The sequence below is a fragment of the Algoriphagus sp. oki45 genome (assembly GCF_036245605.1).
GTDB lineage: Bacteria > Bacteroidota > Bacteroidia > Cytophagales > Cyclobacteriaceae > Algoriphagus.
Window position 1 is genome coordinate 953,632 of record NZ_BTPC01000002.1, and the last position, 17,899, is coordinate 971,530.

Consider the following 17,899-nt stretch of genomic DNA (forward strand, 5'->3'; position numbering starts at 1 on the left):
TTAGTCATCTATTACGAATTTCGATTTACGAGGGGCTGGGTATAACCGGTCCCTTTTTTAACAAAATTAGTTCAAGGCTTTATCCTTGGATCTAGCTTCTAAAACCATAAAATCATGTATGACGTCATTGTAATCGGTTCCGGTCCTGGAGGATATGTTGCGGCTATCCGTGCTGCCCAATTGGGAATGAAAACCGCAATAATTGAAAAATATTCCACTTTGGGAGGGACTTGCCTTAATGTGGGTTGTATTCCTTCCAAGGCTCTTTTGGACTCCTCTGAGCATTACCACAATGCGGCTCACACCTTTAAAACTCACGGAATCAATCTCTCCAATCTCAAAGTGGATTTGAAGCAGATGATTGCCCGAAAAGACGATGTGGTGAAGCAGAATGTGGATGGTATCCAATTTCTCATGAAGAAAAACAAAATTGATGTCCATCATGGGATGGGCTCTTTTGTAGATAAAAACACCGTGAAAATCACCAAAGAAGACGGTAAATCTGAAGAAATCCAGGGTAAAAACATCATCATTGCCACAGGATCCAAGCCAGCTTCTTTGCCCTTCATCAAATTGGACAAAGACAGAATCATCACTTCTACCGAAGCTCTCAAGATGAAGGAAATTCCCAAGCACCTTATTGTGATTGGGGGAGGTGTGATTGGAATGGAACTGGGCTCAGTCTATGGAAGAATGGGAGCCAAGGTTTCTGTTGTAGAATTCATGGATTCTTTAATCTCGTCTATGGATAAGACAATGGGCAAGGAACTTCAAAAGTCTCTCAAAAAGTTGGGTTTTGAATTTTACCTCAGGCACAAGGTGACTTCTGTGGAGAATAAAGGCAAAGAAGTCATTGTAAAAGCGGAGAACGGAAAAGGAGAAACCATTGAGATCAAAGGGGATTATGTGTTGGTTTCCATTGGCAGAAAGCCCTACACGGATGGCTTGAATGCAGAAGCAGCCGGAGTGAAATTGAATGAAAGAGGTCAAGTGGAAGTCAATGATCATCTGCAGACTTCTGTGCCGCATATTTACGCCATCGGTGACGTCATCAAAGGAGCAATGCTCGCTCACAAAGCCGAAGAAGAAGGGGTGTTTGTAGCCGAAACTATCGCTGGACAAAAGCCTCACATCAATTACTTGCTTATCCCTGGGGTGGTTTATACTTGGCCTGAAGTAGCTTCTGTGGGCTATACTGAAGAGCAGCTCAAGGAAAAAGGAAAGAAATACAAAGCAGGGAAGTTTCCATTCATGGCTTCAGGTAGAGCTAGGGCTTCAATGGATACAGATGGTCTAGTTAAAGTATTGGCTGATGCCGAAACGGACGAAATCCTAGGTGTACATATGATTGGACCACGTACGGCTGATATGATTGCTGAGGCAGTAGTAGCCATGGAGTACCGGGCTTCGGCTGAGGATATTGCAAGGATGTCTCATGCTCACCCAACTTATACAGAAGCTTTCAAAGAGGCTTGTCTTGCCGCTACGGACAACAGAGCGCTTCACGTCTAAGCAACACATATTTTATCTGAGAATCCAAAAGTCATTTCCCCTTCGGAAGTGACTTTTTCTTTTGTATAAAAATCCCTTAATTCCATCATGAAGTTTAAAATAGCCTTGATAGGAGCAGGAAATGTGGCTTGGCAGCTCGCTCCAGCGTTAGAAGATGCCGGACATGAGATTACTGAAGTATATTCTCGTGACTTGGCTAAAGCCATAGAAGTTACGGAACGGGTTTACTCCGCCGAGGCTAAAGATGATTTGGATTTTTCGGAGAGTAAAGCTCAAATATTTATTTTGGCAGTAAAGGATTCTGCCATCCCCGAAGTGGCTGATGCGGTAATTCTTCCTGAAGGAAGCATCCTTGTCCATACTTCTGGGACCATGCCTTTGGATATTTTAGGTTACAGTTCAGCAAGTTTTACAGGTATTTTTTACCCTCTTCAGTCTTTTACAAAAGGAAAAAAGATAGACATGGATGATGTCCCGTTCCTTTTGGAAGCGAAAGATGAGGAAACACTTCAGAAGCTGAAGAAGGTAGCCAAAAGCCTCTCTCCTTTGGTTTATACGGTCCGGTCCAAAGACCGAAAGGCTGTTCACATAGCTGCTGTTTTTGCCAGCAATTTTTCCAATCATATGATCAGAATAGCGGAGGAAATCATGAGACGGCAGGGTTTGGATTTTGAGATGCTGAAGCCTTTAATCATTGAAACCATTTCCAAAAGCCTGCAAATGGGAGCAAAAAAAGCTCAAACAGGTCCGGCAGTAAGAGAGGATTATGAGACCTTGGAGGAGCACTTCAAATTTTTGAATTATAATGAGCAAGTCGCAGAAATTTACCGGCTCATTTCCCAGGATATCATTGATGCATCCTGATAAAAATAGGAGATAAGGTCCGGATGATTTTTTTATGGAACCTATATGGGTTTCAACGATAAATATTGAGTCTTTAGAAGGATTAGGAATTTTTGCATTTTAATTTTTAGGGTATATAAAATTTTACAATTTTTCGAGTTTGTATAGGTAAAATTCTATTAAATCGGAATTAATAAATATTTCTTAATTCCTTTTTCCTTGACATTTCAAATTTAAATTCCTTACTTCCAGTTGTTTAGTACTCGATTTCGTCCGTTTGGATCTCTGATTTTTGAATTCCTTTTTTTTCCACCATAAATAATTTTACTATGAGTTATGTAAATCGAACCCTACGTTCACTGCCTTTTGGCAGAATCATAGGAGGCCCTATGGTCGCTGCAATCCAATCACAAGGCCTCGCCGCGAAATCCACTGTGAACTTCATCAAAGAGGTAGGTTTTAAGTCAGCTCCAGAAGAGCAAAACGGCGACCAAGACGAAACCCTTGGTGACGTACGTAATGTTACTTTCCGCTATTCCAGAAAGACTGCAGGAGGGAGCTCTGGCGGAAATGATGCCGGAGAAGAAACGGTAGCCCTTACCGTACCCATCCTTACGATTGTACCGATTCCTTTTATCCGGATTCAGGAGATGACTATCCAGTTTACGGCCAACATCACTGAGCAGCAAGAGTACAAAAGTGGAAGTGCCAGCAGTGGCAGTGTCGCTACGGATACGACCATGAGCTTTAAGGCGGGCGGATTCTTCTCTCCTGTAAAGTTTAATCTGAATGCTAAGGTGTCTACTCGAAACAATTGGAGCAGTCATCAAAGCAACAAAGTCAATACTTCTACTCAATACACCATGGATATTCAGGTGAAGGCTGTTCAGGACGAAATGCCTGCCGGTTTGGCCAAAGTCTTGGATATCATGGAACAGGCTATTTTGGAAAAACCAGCAACTGGAGGAGGAGGAGGGGGTTAATTCACCCTCCCTCTTTTTTTATTTTAAACCCCTAATTGATTATGAGCCAGTTAAATGGAATAATTGCGTCTATACTCAGCGATATCAATGAGGCCAAATCCAAAGCTGATGAGGCCTCAAGAGAAATAGCCAAGGCCTACGCCTCCGATCAGATTCTCAGGTATTTCCCAGTTCCTAGAATTGGAATTCAAAATCTGGAAGTGGAAATCAAATATGCCGTGACCAGGGTAGAGGAAAAACCGGCCAATCCAGCCCTTTCCAAGCAAAGATTGGCGGATTTGGCAGCAAATTTTTCAAAAGAGACGGCTGCTGAAATCAAATCCCAGGTTAAAAATCTGACGCAGACCAATGAGCTATATAAAGGACTTGGCAATTCCTATCCATCTGATGATTGGGAAAAATCCCTTTCAGAGCAAATCGAGGATACTCTTCTTGAGGGGATAAAAACCAATGACCCAATAAAAATGACTTCTTTGGTGAAAGATTCATTTAGCAAAAGCTTACAGCCCTTATTTCCGGTAGTTCAAAAAAGCGCTTCCTTAGCTGTTGTTCCCTTGGAAACTGGAGAATTTCAAGTAATTGGTTTGGATAAAAAGGGACAATCTGAATTTGCCATCAATGAGCGGTTTGATGATAGTGCGAAAGCACTTGCAGAAGCAAAGCTTTTCTCAGAGTCATTGAAAAAGGGCAAAGTGGAAGTGGGGGCGATCAAAAAAGACACCGATACCAAAACTGAGATTGCCAAAGTAAAGGTTGGGAATAAAGAAGTAGAGATCAGCGCATCTTCCCAAAAAATTGGCGCGGCTAATTCCAAAGCTTTTTTTGATAAATCTGTTTCAGAAAAAGCATTAGCCGTCAATAAGTCAACGGTAATCAAGCCAGTGTGGATGGGGGGGATATCTTCTGTAAGGCGTCCTGGAGGAAACAATCCAACCCCCAATCCAAAGGACGATTTTGAAGAAGATCGAACTATGGTGCAGTTGGCAGAGCGAGTCTTGGCCAAGAAAATGCCATTATTTGAAAGTAGTGCGAGCAAGATCCTTTCCGAAAATGTGGTGACCAAGCTTCAAGTCTCGGTGGACAGCGAAGCAATCAGCAAAGCCAAGCCAGAGAGTATCGCCACAATCAGGTTTACACTTGGATCACAGGATTTCACCCTGCTTGATGACGACAACAAAACTTCCATTCTTTAATCACAGATATCATGATTACTCCAAAATATATTTCTGACCTGTTGGGAGCGCCTATGGCAGCTGTGGTTCAGGCAGAGGCGATTGCGGCCAAAGCGACCGCTGAGTTTATTCAGGAAGTAGGGTTTTCAAAAACTTCCACCTCCAGTGACGAGGACTTTGGAGAGGTAAGAAATATCATTTTTTCTTATCAAAAAGTGGAAGCCGATGGATCTTCAAAAACTGCCAGGATTGCCGTTCCTTTATTGACTATCATTCCAATTCCTTCATTAAAAGTAGCTGAGGCAGAGATCGAGTTTGACTTAGCCCTTTCCCAGCCGGACCAATCTTCAAGTGCCCCAAAAAGCGGGAGCTCCATAGGAAATAAATTTATCGGTGATAGCAGTGCCTTAAGACTGAAGGGGATTTTCGGCAAAAAGCCTACCCCAAATCAGCCCAATACTACACAGGCTGCCACAGCAAATATGAATGTCAAAATCAGACTGGCTCAGGCCGAACCGGCAATCGGGATGGTGCAGCTGTTGAATATTCTGGACAATGCAAATAAAGAATCCTAATGGCTAATTGGATTATCACCTTCAAAGACCGAATTCTAAGCTGGTTTGGGGTGGGGAAAAAGGAATCCCAACCTGCTGAGCCTGAGAAAACTCCCATCGTGGAAGTGGCTCGACAGCCGGGTTTATCCTGTCCGGAGTGTGGTACCAAGCTGGTCATCAGCATCGCTTCTTTGATCAATTATGAGCCTGTACTTTGCCACGGATGTGGATTGGAGCTGACTATTGATCAAGAAAAATCCAGACAATCCATTGAATCTCTGAGGAAATTGCAGGATGGTCTGGATCAGGCTGAGAAAATCAGGTCAGATAATCAACTGAATTGATCAAGCAAATCTTCCAGCTTGGTAATCTTGATAAGCTTCGTAAATCTGCTGTTGGGTGTTCATCACAAAAGGCCCCTGAGCTACTACAGGCTCGTTGAAAGGCAAAGCATGATCCAAAATCAAGATTGACTCTTCCAATGCTTCCACTTCTATTTTTTCTCCAGAATTGGCAAATTCAATTAAATGCCTCATGTGTAGGCCCTCACCATTTACTTTAAGCTCTCCCCTGACGATATAGAAAAACACATTTTCTGAGGCGGGAATGGACTTTTCGAATTTTCCACCCTTGTCTAAATAGATCGTGCTCATTTGGATCGGGAAATTTCCTTCAAAAACTCCCTTTACTCCGTTCCACTCTCCAAATAATTGCTGAATATACACCTTACCATGGTCCAGTTCGAATGCGGGGATTTCCTCTTTTTGCAGACCGATGTAATTGGGAGCGATCATTTTTTTAGCAGCAGGAAGATTCAGCCACAGCTGAAGAATCTCCAATTCCCCTCCTTTGCGCTTAAACTCAGGGCTGGAAACCTCGGCATGAATCAGACCTTTTCCTGCGGTCATGTATTGTACTCCACCGGGTCCTATGACTGAGTTTTTACCTGTAGAATCCGAGTGCATGATGTCCCCCTCCAAGATAAAGGTTACCGTTTCCATGCCTCGGTGAGGATGTGGTCCGAAGGGTAGCCCGTGATTGTTTGCGGGATAAGTCTGCAGTCCGTGATGATTCAGAAACAAAAATGGATCAATCATGGAAAGAGAGCGGGTGGGCATAGGACTGTAAGTGACCAAATCTGCAATGGGTCGGTATTCTGCCTTGTGGATTTTCTTGATGATTTTCATCACTGCTGTAAGTTGGAGTTACTTTTTTCTGAGTTCGAAGAGGTCCTTTCTTCGATCTTTAAGGTTTCTAACACTTCCAAATTCGTTAAGTTCACGAAGTAGCGAAAGGTCCACATCCGCAATCAAAGTCATTTCCGTATTGGGTGTGGCTTCGGCTTTGATTCCATTGCTCGGAAAGGGGAAGTCGCAAGGGGTAATCACCATGGATTGGGCATATTGCATGTCCATGTTGTGTACCTTGGGTAAGTTACCCACGCTTCCGGCCATAGCTACGTAGCATTCATTTTCGATTGCTCTAGCCATAGCACAGTGCCGCACTCGGGAATATCCGTTTTGGGTGTCGGTCAGGAAAGGAATAAATAAAATGTCCATTCCCTGCTCAGCAAGTATTCTGGAAAGTTCGGGGAATTCGGAATCATAGCAGATCAGAATACCGATTTTTCCGCAGTCAGTGTCAAAGGCCTTGAGCTGACTACCTCCTTGCATACCCCATACTCTTGCCTCGAGTGGAGTGACGTGCAGTTTTTCATAGTGCTCTACTGTTCCGTCTCTTTTGCAGAGATATCCCACATTGTAAAGTTTATTGTCAATGATCTTGGGCATTGATCCAGTGATGATATTGATGTTGTACGCTACGGAAAGTTTGGAAAATCTGTCCCGTATTTCGTCCGTGAATTTAGCCAGTCCACGGACCGCATCGGCCTCTGAGAGATGATTGAACTCTGACATCAAGGGAGCATTGAATAGCTCGGGGAATAAGGCAAAGTCGGATCGATATCCGGATACCGCATCGATAAAATACTCCGCCTGCTGCATCAGTTCATCGAGGTTTTCGTACAGCCTCATTTGCCACTGGACCAAACCCAAACGGACGATGGTCTTGTTTGGAAGGGGTTTCTTGGATGGTTTTTCGTAGTAGACGTTGTTCCATTCCAACATGACCGCAAACTCTTTGGAAGCCTTGTCTCCTTCAAGATAGTTGGTCAAAATTCTACTGGGATGGAAATCATTGGCCAATTGGAAGTTTAAAACCGGATCATAGATTTCTTTCATTCGGACCTTTTCCAAGTATTCTTTAGGTCCCATTTGGTCTGCATATCGGTGATAGTTTGGGATCCTTCCCCCAAAAACAATCCCTTTCAGATTCAATTTTTCGCAGAGCTCCTTGCGATAGTCATAAAGTCTCCTGCCAAGTCGAAGCCCTCTAAATTCAGGCTTTATGAATACGTCAATCCCGTACAACAGGTCCCCGTCATCTGTATGGGAGTCAAAAGTGAAGTTTTCTGTTACATCCACATAAGTATGTTCTCCCTCCAGAAGGTCTTCATGGACGATTATGGAAAGGGCACATCCTGCAAGCTGTCCGTTGATTTTGATTACCACCTGACCTTCAGGAAACTTATTGATGAGGGTTTCGATATGCGGCTCCTTCCAGTATGCATCCGGCATGGAGCGATAGGAAGAAACCATTGCTTTTTTTAACTCTTGGTAGTCTGTTAGTTTTAATAATTCCAGGGAAATGGAGTCGATTTTCTGTGGATTCATGGATGGTGGATTAGTAAAAAACTACTTTAATAAGCGGTCTAGCTGCAAAATTGTTCCCAAAAGGACATTAGCCCCATTGGCTATGTCCTCTTTGGAAGAAAACTCCTCGGGGGCATGACTGATACCATCTTTGCTTGGAATGAAGATCATGCCCATTGGGGCTATTCGGGCCATTTCCTGTGCATCATGGCCTGCTCCGCTTGGAAGACTTTTGGTGCTGAGACCAAGTTTCTCCGCCTGATTTGTGATTACCTCACGGATCATGGGGTCTGCCAAAGCCGGTTTGCTGGCTACTTCGATATGCTTGATGTCCAATTGAGTACCACTTTTTTCAGCTAATTCCTTTGCCTTGGATTCGATTTCTTTGTAGATCGTCCAGATTTTTTCAGAAGAAAGGTCTCTCAATTCCAAATTGAGCATTACTTCTCCCGGAATGACATTGCCTGCACCGGGGAAGGCCTGAATTTTCCCCACTGTTCCTACCTGCCTACCTTCATAAGAGGTGACTATCCGGTTGATTTCCAAAATCAATTCAGCAGCTGGGAGCATCGGGTCTTTTCGCATATTCATGGGTGTAGTGCCAGCATGATTGGCCTTGCCCTTGAACGAAATCTCCCACCACTCGATAGCGACTATGCCTTCGACCACACCGATATCCAGTTTTTCATTATAAAGATTTCCTCCTTGCTCGATGTGCAATTCCAAAAATGCGGCTATGTCACCCGGATTTCGCTTTATTTCTGGGATTCTTTCCGGATTGCCTCCAAGAAGCTTTATTCCTTCAGCTTGAGTCACTCCGGCATTGCTGACTACCTGTAGCGCTTCTTGGCTCAAGGCTCCAACTATCGCCCTGCTACCTACCACTCCTCCTTCTTCGTTAGTGAAAATGATGACCTCCAGTGGGTGATCGGTATACAGTCTGTTTTCTGCCAAAACCTGGACTACTTCTATGGCACTCATTGTACCGACCGGACCGTCGTAGTCCCCTCCGTTTGGGACTTCATCGATGTGAGAACCAAAGGCTATGGGGCTCATTTTCGGATTTCTTCCTTGTCTTTTGCCTATAATATTTCCTGCAAAATCCACACTGACTTCCATTCCTGCCTTAGCCATCAGCTCCTTGATGTAACTTCGTGCTTCAATATCGTGAGAAGAGTAGGCGATCCGATCGCTGCCTCCCTTATCGTTTTTGCCATAAGTGGATAAAGTCATCAAAGTGGAATGCAGTCTATCCCCGTTGACCTTGAGGTCTTGTGCCTTGCTTTCGGTAGGGAAATAGAAAAGAATAGCCAGTAGAATTAAAATTGAATATTTCATTTTTGATGAGGTAAAGGAGTCCGGAATTACAAAAAAAAGTCCTTCTTTTCAGAAGGACTTTTAAGTTTATTTCAGCCAGGCAAGCTTTACCTCGTCTGGAGCTTTCATTCGGTCTGCAAGCCTCATGTATCGGTCTGCCAGATTTGCCAGGTAATCCTGTGCTTTTGCTGCTAGGTCATTGAGTCCTGTCACGGCCTCTACCTTCCAGTGATCCACGAGATGTTGAATTATTCTTGCATAATCCCATCCTGTGTAAATGCCCACTTTTTGGGTGATTTCTGAAAAATCCCTATACAAAGACTGTCTGCTACCGCCTTCACCCATGAGTACAGCAGGCATCACGATTTGCTTTCGCATCATTTTCTCAAAAGCAACCATGGCCCCACTGGGGTCAATTTCAAAAATCTTAGACATAAAGGTCTTGTAGGCCTTTTCATGTCTGGCTTCATCCCCAGCGATAGTCTTGCAGATTCTTGCCAAAACGTGGTCTCCGGCCTTGTCTGCCAGTTTTCCGGTATTTACGTGAGAGATTTTGGTAGCTCTTTCCTGAAAGGAAGTGTAAATCATGGCCTGGTAAGGATCGGATTCCGACTTTGGGTCAAACCCATTGGAAATCAGGCGATGGATGGTTTGCTCTACGGCTTTCATATCTACTCTTCCTGTCAGATAAAGGTACTTGTTTAGCAAGTCTCCGTGTCTATTTTCCTCTGCGGTCCATGCTTTGGACCACCTTACCCATCCTGAAGGAGAAAGTAGACTTCTCTCATCGTTGATTCCTTCCAGAAGATTGAAATAGGTCTGATAGGAAGGCAACGCCTCCTCAGTAATCATATTCCCTACCAAGGAGGTCAATACTGTATCCGGAATTCCCTCTGCCCTCATTTGCAGAAGCTTGATATCTTCTAAAGCCTCTGGATTGGACATGTCTGGCAAGAAATCAGACGGCTGCCAGCATTCATCGGGATCCACCAACACATTATCTACAGCATCGCCCACGATGGCATCCAGCTGGGAAATGACTTCCATGTTTTTCTCCAGCTCGTAATTGATAGGTTTTGAACTCATAATATTCGGTTTACCTGATTCTTTTCTTAAACTTTGACTAGAATCTTCATAAAGGTAAGGACAATAATGCAGAATAGATATGTAAAAACTCTAATCCTCATTTGAGTTTCCATGAGTGGATTTAAACCTACTTGGAAATAAAAAAGGGAACTTATTCCAGCTCCCTTTCTTGAATTATGAATTTCGGATTAGTAATCCAGCTTGTAGGCCGCTACTTTATTTTTAAAGAAGGTAGGCACGTATACCACCTTTTCGGCTGGGTTATATCCGATATCTGCGGTATTGGACTCTGCGGCTTTGGTGTCAAGCATATTGGTCTCTCCGTCTGCTGAGGCAAACCAAATTTCTCCCTGCCATCTAGAAGCTACAAAATTGCCGTCTCCCAGGATAATCAGTCCGTCTCCGCCGGTTACCGTAGAGTTCACAATCGTAGTGGTGCCATCAGCATTCCATTTTTTCAGTCCAGAGGCATCCAATCCATAAATAGTCCCGTCATTGGCTACTGCTATCCCGTTTATTGAGGAATTTCCTTCGGAAATAGTGGAGATACTACCTTCTGCATAGGTATGGACCTTACCCGTATTCATGTCTGTAAAGTAAACGGTTCCGTTGTGGGCAGCCACGTCGTTAAGAAACTGAGCTCCCTCAACTTTCCATTTGTTTGAAATTGTAGTGGAAGCAATATCGATTTCTACAAATTCATCGATGTCGGTTACGTAAAGTTTTCCCTCAGAAATAGCCATGCCTTTTGGGGCATTCAATCCCGTCACCCAAGCAGGGTTGAGGATATCTCCAGCCGTAGAAACGATCGCTATCGAACCTTTGCCGTCTTTTTCCAAGGGATCCATTCCTCCGATATTGGACACATACAGGTTGCCGCTTGATGGGTCAAAAAGGACCGATTCATTGGTGATCAGTTCTGCAGGAGTTTCCCAAAGGAGAGTAAGGCTTGGTGTTTTCATAGCTGTGCTTTCCTCGGCAGCCATTTCTTCGGAGCTTTCTGTTTTGGGAGAAGAGCATTGAGCAAACAATAAGATGGCGCTTGCTAAAAGAATTCCTGATTTAAATTTGGTTTTCATTGTTTAGTTTTTGGTTAGTGTCCAGTTGTTTTGATTAAAAGAAGGGGGGGCTGTTTGCTGAAGTCGTTCGGCAATTTTATCCAAATACATGGTATTGTACCGCAGTCGGGTGATGTAGTTGGGTAAATTTGGATCTCCGTTCCAGCAATGCTCAGCCCGATCACCATAAGCAACCTCTCCAGCGTAAAAAGGGTTCTCTGTTTTTTCTAAAAATTCTTCGGTAAGGTATACTGCATTGTTGAGATAGTAATTGTCCATATCTCCGCAATAAATCCTGATTTTTCCCTCCAGTTTGGGTCCAAGCGTTGCCCAATCTCTCTCCATGATGTATCTCAGATCGAAGTTTTCTCTCCAATATGCTGCTACCTCCGAGTCGATTTCTCCTGTGTATTTATCCCAGATTGGCTTGGGATACCCATTTTCTCCTACAGGGGAGTAGACCGCCTGCCAAATGTCGAATTGATCTCCGGATCGGCTTTTTTCTCCTCCCAATGCCAGTTCCCGATGATTCATGTCTTTGACCATGGCATTGACATGCCCTAGATAGTTGCGGTGACCCGGCCGGGGTGTCTTTCTGAAATTCCCTTCTTTGTAATATGCGTTCTTATCCTCGTATAGATTGATTGAGGTAAAGGCTCTGAAATCAATTGGGTCTGGACATGCGGCAAAGCACCCATTATATTCATCTGGATAAAAAACCTGCACAGCCAATGCCTCCCAGCCGCCCGTAGATCCTCCATAAAGAAACCGGGCCCATCCTTCTCCGATTCCCCGAAACTCCTTCTCGATATAAGGAATGAGCTCATAGGTGATTGCATCGCCATAGGGACCCAAATTGGCAGAGTTTACGGCATAGCTGTCATCGTAGTACGGGTTGGCATGCTGGATTTCGATCACAATGAATCGCTTGAAGTCGGGAGAAATCCATTTCTGGTAGAAATCATAGGCTTCCTGTTGCTGCATTTTCTCATAGCCATAGATCCCAAATCTTGCACTATAGTCATCCTCTCCCAAATCCGGGTCAGGAGGAACAGTGCGGAAACCGCCAAAATCAGATGGGAAGTGCCCGTGATAAATCATCAGAGGATAATACTGATTTGGATTTTCTTCAAATCCCTCAGGAAGCAATACATGAGCCCCCAAGTACATATCTCTACCCCAAAATTCAGACAACTTCTCTGATTTGATTTTGATATGCTTGATGTATTGGGTGTCTTCCGGTTCGGTGACTGCTGGGATGATTTGATCTATGGTTAGAGAAAGTGATTTCCCATTTTCCCAAGTGATTTTTTGTGGGGTGGAGTAGATGTTTTTTGGAGCTCGAGCCCACTGTCTTCCCTCTCCTTGGTCCATGGGAAGCTTAACCGTGTGCCCATCAGAGCGGGAAAAAGTTTCATATTTCTGGATGAAAGCCTGAACCGTGTAATCTCCTGCGGGAATATCAGCCATACTTTCGATCGGGTATCCAAAACTCTCCATGTCAAAAATCAAAGGTTCTCCAGCTTGGTAATTTTCAAAATCCATCCCGAAAACCTGATTGGTTCCGACATTGTCGCTGATCCCGAATCGTGGTTCAGCTTCATGATTGGTGGAGAATATGAGCAGGAGTCGGCCATCTTGCAGGTCTCCCTGAAGGGATTCATCGATGAATATTGAAATCGGGGAGTCTTGGACAGTTTGGCAAGAAGCCAAGAGAAAGAGGAGCAGAAAAAGTCCGGATAAATTTTTCATGATTGATGGGTTGGTTGAAAGGAAATTTACACAAAATCCATCGTTTAGTTCGAGACTAAGGCTGTATACCCACAGGTATGCCAAGGATATTCAGTTTTATTGGCCATTTATGGATATTTTATCAACTGACTTTAGAATACTTCTATTTTTAGAACTGTAAAAAACCGCCTTATGAAAAAATACCTTAGCCTAATTGCTCTAGCGGGAATGATCTTTTCCTGCGAAACCAAAAGTCCTCAAATCGATTACACCCAACTCTCCGATGCAAAGCGTTTAGAAATTGCCAAAGAAATCGCCCAATCTACCATCATGGTGGATGGACATGTGGATTTGCCCTATCGGATGAAAGTGGGGGGATTTACACTTCAGCGAGAGATTTTGGACGTGTCAGTTCGTACTCCAGATGGAAATTTTGACTATCCCCGCTCCAAAGAGGGGGGATTGGATGCCCCTTTTATGTCTATCTATATTCCAGCTGGGAACCAAGCTATTCCTGGAGCTTCCAAAGCCTTGGCAGATTCTCTGATATTGATGACTGAAAGATTGGCCTCGACTTTCCCGGATAAGTTTGCAATGGCATATAGCCCGGCGGATATTGAAGCCAATTTTGCCAAAGGGCTGATTTCATTACCGATGGGTATGGAGAACGGAGCAGGCATCGAGGATGATTTGGCCAATGTGGAATATTTTCACAAAAGAGGGATCCGATACATTACGCTTACCCATGGAAAGGACAATTTGATTGGGGATGCTAGCTATGATACTACGGGTACTCACGGAGGACTGAGTGAATTCGGGGAAAAAGTAGTGGCTGAAATGAACCGCGTGGGAATCATGGTGGACTTGAGCCACGTTTCGGACTATACCTTCCGGGATGCCTTGGCCATCACCCAAGTTCCGGTGATCGCATCCCACTCGTCTGTCAGGAAGTTCACTCCGGGTTTTGAGCGAAATATGAGTGACGAATTGATTCAGGCCATGGCAAAAAACGGCGGGGTGATGATGATCAATTTTGGAGGTAGTTTCATTGACTCTGCCTACGCAGCTGGCTCTGCCAAGGTCCGAGAGCATTTGGTTAATTACATGGCAGAGAATAACCTGAGCAGATCGGATTCTGCATTTAGAGCCTATGCCGAAGCTTATGCGGCAGCCAATAATCCTTTCCCAACGGTGCAGCGCGTGGCGGACCATATCGATCATGTAAGAAATCTGGTTGGAATCGATTATGTGGGCCTTGGTTCGGACTTTGACGGAGTCGGGGATTCTTTGCCTACTGGTCTGAAGGATGTGTCGATGTTCCCCAATCTGATCGCAGAATTATTAAAAAGAGGATATTCCAAAGAGGATATCGAGAAAATCTGTTATAAAAATATTTTCCGCGTTTGGAAAGCGGTAGAGGAATATGCAGCTAATTCAAAATGAGAAAAATCAACAGATAATTTAGGCTTCCTCCTCATTTGCCTGTTGAAAGAAATAGTACAGTCAAACGAAGTAATGAAGAAAAAATAAAAATATTTTTAAATAGGAATATATTCCTTTAGTTTGAAAAAATTTCAATCAAACAATCATATGAAAAAGTATTTTGTAGCTCTACTTCTCTCCGTTGGCTTTTTTCAAGCTAATGCACAGCAAGAAGCAAGTATATTCAAACAGGGTGTTCAGGGTTGCTACACTGACTATTACATTGAGTTTCACAATCGAGGGGCTAGTGAGCCAACTGATGGAGAGCATATAGTTGTGATTTCCGTGATTCACAATAATCAAAGTGAATGCTATATGGGAAAGGCCACCATCAAAGATGGCAAATTGACCAATCCTGTCTTTGTACAAAAGGATGATGGTTCTTATAGTCCATTAAATAGGATGTTCAAAGCTTTGGATCCAGAGTGGTTTGAGGAGCAAGATATGGAGACCATCAATTTGATTTCCGATGGGATGAGCTCGATTTATTTGACCCAAGAACAGTATCGCGTAAGATTATTTTTCCCTGATTTGATCAATAAAAATTCTGTTGTCAATAAAAGAGCTCCTTCAGCGAAGGAACTTTTAAAGGAAAAAAACTAATTCTTTTTTCCACTTAAGTAAAGCACCTGATTTAGAAATCAGGTGTTTTTTTATGTCAAAATTTCCGAAAAAAGATTTTTTTCACATTGATTTCAGACATAGTGGCTTGGATTTGTTCTTGGCGAAAGATTTGAGCTTTGGATGCAAGAACACTAAACCACTAGCAATACATGGATTTCAAACAATTCACCATCAAGTCTCAGGAAGCTATCCAAAAAGCAGCTGAACTGGCTATGGCTTCGGGGCAACCCAACATTGAGCCAGCTCATTTGCTGAAGGGGATATTTTCTGAGGATGAAAATGTTTCTGAGTTTCTATTCAAGAAACTCGGAACGAATAAGCAGCTAATCACCCAAAAGCTGGAGGAGCAATTGGGTAAACTTCCCAAAGTCAGCGGAGCCAATCAGCAGCCCTACTTATCCGGTGCTGCCAATCAGGCTTTGACCAAAGCCAAAGATTATCTCAAAACTTTCGGGGATGAATATGTCGCCATTGAGCATTTGCTTTTGGGGATTTTGGCAGGAAGCGATGCTACTGCCCAACTGTTGAAAGATCAGGGTGTATCAGAAAAGCCCCTGATCGAAGCTATCAAGGAATTAAGAAAAGGAAATAAAGTGACTGATCCCAACGCAGAAAGCAAGTACAGGGCTTTGGAAAAGTATTCCAAAAACCTGAACGAATTGGCCAAAAAGGGTAAAATTGACCCGGTAATTGGCCGAGATGAAGAAATCAGACGGGTACTGCAGATTCTCGCTAGACGTACCAAAAACAACCCTATTCTCCTCGGAGAACCCGGTGTGGGTAAGACTGCGATCGTCGAGGGACTGGCACAGCGAATCGTCTCCGGTGACGTGCCGGAAAACCTGAAAAGTAAAACCTTGATCTCTCTGGATATGGGCTTGCTTGTCGCAGGCGCCAAATACAAGGGAGAATTTGAGGAGCGATTGAAGGCCGTGATCAAAGAAGTGACGGATTCGGATGGAGAGATCATTCTCTTTATCGATGAGATTCACACCTTGATCGGTGCTGGAGGTGGAGGAGAAGGTGCTATGGATGCAGCCAACTTGCTCAAGCCTGCTTTGGCACGTGGTGAACTCCATGCCATCGGTGCAACCACCCTGAAGGAGTATCAAAAATACATCGAGAAGGACAAAGCATTGGAACGAAGATTCCAAGCCGTGATCGTGGATGAACCGGATGCAGCAGACGCCATTTCCATCCTTCGAGGCATCAAGGATAAATATGAGCTTCACCATGGGGTTCGAATCAAAGACGATGCAGTCATTGCGGCTGTTGAGCTTTCGCAGCGATACATTTCAGATCGATTTTTGCCGGATAAAGCCATTGACTTGATGGATGAGGCAGCTGCCAAGCTTAGAATGGAGATCGATTCTTTGCCTCAAGAGCTGGACGAACTCAACCGGAGAATTATGCAACTGGAAATCGAGCGAGAAGCAATTCGACGGGAAAATAATAAGGATAAGGAGGTGGTTTTAAGTAAAGAAATCGCAGAATTGTCCGAAAAGAGACAGTCCGTAAAAGCCAAATGGGAAAGCGAAAAAGCCGTGATCATGGGCATTCAGCGTGAAAAAGAGGCCATCGAAAAGCTGAAATTGGAAGCGGAACAAGCCGAGCGTGCAGGGGATTTTGGAAAAGTAGCCGAGATCCGTTACGGCAAAATCGTCGAGGCTGAGAAAAAGCTCGAATCCTTCAAAAGCCAATTGGCAGAAATGCAGGCTGGTTCCCCCCTTCTCAAAGAAGAAGTGGATCAGGAAGACATCGCCTCTGTCGTATCCAAATGGACCGGAATTCCGGTTTCGAAAATGATCCAATCCGAGCGGGAAAAGTTACTTCATTTGGAAGATGAGCTTGGAAAAAGAGTTGCCGGTCAGCGGGAAGCCATTGCAGCCTTGTCCGATGCGGTTCGCAGAAGTCGTGCAGGTTTGCAGGATCCAAAGCGTCCGATTGGCAGTTTTATCTTTATGGGTACTACCGGGGTCGGAAAGACCGAGTTGGCGAAAGCCCTGGCGGAATACCTTTTCAATGACGAAAATGCAATGGTGCGTATCGATATGTCGGAGTACCAAGAACGACATGCCGTCAGCCGATTGGTGGGAGCGCCTCCGGGATACGTTGGGTACGATGAAGGTGGGCAATTAACAGAAGCCGTAAGGAGAAAGCCTTACTCCGTCATCTTGCTGGATGAGATCGAAAAAGCCCATCCGGATGTCTTCAATATCTTGCTTCAGGTCTTGGATGATGGTCGTTTGACCGACAACAAGGGTCGTATCGCCAATTTCAAGAATACGATTATCATTCTGACCACGAATATCGGTTCGCATCTGATTCAGGAGCGATTTGCTGAGATGGAGGAGTGGAACAAAGAGGGAATTCTTGAAAAAACCAAAGCAGAAGTCTTCGATTTGCTCAAGAAGACAGTCCGACCGGAATTCCTCAACCGAATCGATGAAACGATTATGTTTGAGCCGCTCAACAAGCAGATCATTCGTAAAATCGTCGACATCCAATGGAGAGAAATCCAAAAGCGGCTTTCTGAATCCAACATTGAGATAGAGGCAACCAAAGAAGTTTTGGATTATCTTGGGGAAGTAGGATTTGATTCACAGTTTGGTGCGAGACCTTTGAAAAGGACCATGCAGCGTTTGATTTTAAATGAGCTTTCCAAGCAGATTTTGGCAGGCTATATCAAGAATGATTCAGCTGTCTTGGTTGATTTGGATGCCGATAAGCAGGTGTACTTCAAAAATGTAGACGCTGCTGTAGAGGTGGAGTAAATCTAAAATACTGATCATATTTAACCTCCGGTCTTGAATAGAGGTCGGGGGT

At 44.0% G+C, this 17,899-nt stretch carries 15 protein-coding genes; 9 read left to right on the top strand and 6 right to left on the bottom strand.

Annotation, left to right across the window (positions count from 1 at the left end):
• Nucleotides 1-114 precede the first annotated feature (114 nt).
• The 6 genes from lpdA to AAA942_RS13755 all read left to right on the top strand — a co-directional run bounded on the left by lpdA (nt 115) and on the right by AAA942_RS13755 (nt 5,408).
• The gene (gene lpdA, locus AAA942_RS13730; RefSeq protein WP_338220854.1) at nt 115-1,512 is read left to right on the top strand and encodes a dihydrolipoyl dehydrogenase; all 1,398 of its coding nucleotides are present in this window, start codon (nt 115-117) and stop codon (nt 1,510-1,512) included.
• Nucleotides 1,513-1,599: 87 nt separating this feature from the next.
• Nucleotides 1,600-2,376, top strand: coding sequence for a Rossmann-like and DUF2520 domain-containing protein (locus AAA942_RS13735; RefSeq protein WP_338220855.1), 777 nt, complete (start codon nt 1,600-1,602; stop codon nt 2,374-2,376).
• Between the two features lie 308 nt (nt 2,377-2,684).
• Entirely contained in the window at nt 2,685-3,338 is a 654-nt protein-coding gene (locus AAA942_RS13740; RefSeq protein ID WP_338220856.1) for a DUF2589 domain-containing protein, read from the top strand.
• Between the two features lie 41 nt (nt 3,339-3,379).
• Nucleotides 3,380-4,531 carry a hypothetical protein gene (locus tag AAA942_RS13745; protein ID WP_338220857.1) on the top strand — a complete coding sequence of 384 codons (1,152 nt, stop codon included), beginning with the start codon at nt 3,380-3,382 and terminating at the stop codon, nt 4,529-4,531.
• 11 nt (nt 4,532-4,542) lie between these two features.
• Nucleotides 4,543-5,085: a DUF2589 domain-containing protein gene (locus AAA942_RS13750; RefSeq protein WP_338220858.1), complete on the top strand. Its 543-nt coding sequence runs from the start codon at nt 4,543-4,545 to the stop codon at nt 5,083-5,085.
• A complete protein-coding gene (locus AAA942_RS13755) occupies nt 5,085-5,408 on the top strand; it encodes a hypothetical protein (protein WP_338220859.1) in 324 nt (107 codons plus the stop codon). Before AAA942_RS13750 ends, AAA942_RS13755 begins: the two co-directional genes overlap by 1 nt.
• Here AAA942_RS13755 and AAA942_RS13760 read toward each other — a convergent pair whose 3' ends face one another.
• The 6 genes from AAA942_RS13760 to AAA942_RS13785 form a co-directional block, all read right to left on the bottom strand.
• Nucleotides 5,409-6,251: a pirin family protein gene (locus AAA942_RS13760; protein WP_338220860.1), complete on the bottom strand. Its 843-nt coding sequence runs from the start codon at nt 6,249-6,251 to the stop codon at nt 5,409-5,411.
• Nucleotides 6,252-6,269: 18 nt separating this feature from the next.
• Nucleotides 6,270-7,796: a bifunctional GNAT family N-acetyltransferase/carbon-nitrogen hydrolase family protein gene (locus AAA942_RS13765; RefSeq protein WP_338220861.1), complete on the bottom strand. Its 1,527-nt coding sequence runs from the start codon at nt 7,794-7,796 to the stop codon at nt 6,270-6,272.
• Nucleotides 7,797-7,817: 21 nt separating this feature from the next.
• Nucleotides 7,818-9,113: a Zn-dependent hydrolase gene (locus AAA942_RS13770; protein WP_338220862.1), complete on the bottom strand. Its 1,296-nt coding sequence runs from the start codon at nt 9,111-9,113 to the stop codon at nt 7,818-7,820.
• 66 nt (nt 9,114-9,179) lie between these two features.
• Nucleotides 9,180-10,178: an acyl-ACP desaturase gene (locus AAA942_RS13775; protein ID WP_445083343.1), complete on the bottom strand. Its 999-nt coding sequence runs from the start codon at nt 10,176-10,178 to the stop codon at nt 9,180-9,182.
• Nucleotides 10,179-10,366: 188 nt separating this feature from the next.
• Entirely contained in the window at nt 10,367-11,257 is an 891-nt protein-coding gene (locus tag AAA942_RS13780; protein ID WP_338220863.1) for an ATP-binding protein, read from the bottom strand.
• 3 nt (nt 11,258-11,260) lie between these two features.
• Nucleotides 11,261-12,988 carry an alpha/beta hydrolase-fold protein gene (locus tag AAA942_RS13785; RefSeq protein WP_338220864.1) on the bottom strand — a complete coding sequence of 576 codons (1,728 nt, stop codon included), beginning with the start codon at nt 12,986-12,988 and terminating at the stop codon, nt 11,261-11,263.
• Between the two features lie 171 nt (nt 12,989-13,159).
• Here AAA942_RS13785 and AAA942_RS13790 point away from each other — a divergent pair, with 171 nt between their 5' ends.
• The 3 genes from AAA942_RS13790 to clpB all read left to right on the top strand — a co-directional run bounded on the left by AAA942_RS13790 (nt 13,160) and on the right by clpB (nt 17,847).
• Nucleotides 13,160-14,410 carry a dipeptidase gene (locus AAA942_RS13790; RefSeq protein WP_338220865.1) on the top strand — a complete coding sequence of 417 codons (1,251 nt, stop codon included), beginning with the start codon at nt 13,160-13,162 and terminating at the stop codon, nt 14,408-14,410.
• A gap of 147 nt (nt 14,411-14,557) precedes the next feature.
• Nucleotides 14,558-15,052, top strand: coding sequence for a hypothetical protein (locus tag AAA942_RS13795; protein ID WP_338220866.1), 495 nt, complete (start codon nt 14,558-14,560; stop codon nt 15,050-15,052).
• A 170-nt stretch (nt 15,053-15,222) separates the two neighbouring features.
• Entirely contained in the window at nt 15,223-17,847 is a 2,625-nt protein-coding gene (gene clpB, locus AAA942_RS13800) for an ATP-dependent chaperone ClpB (protein WP_338220867.1), read from the top strand.
• Nucleotides 17,848-17,899: the final 52 nt, after the last annotated feature.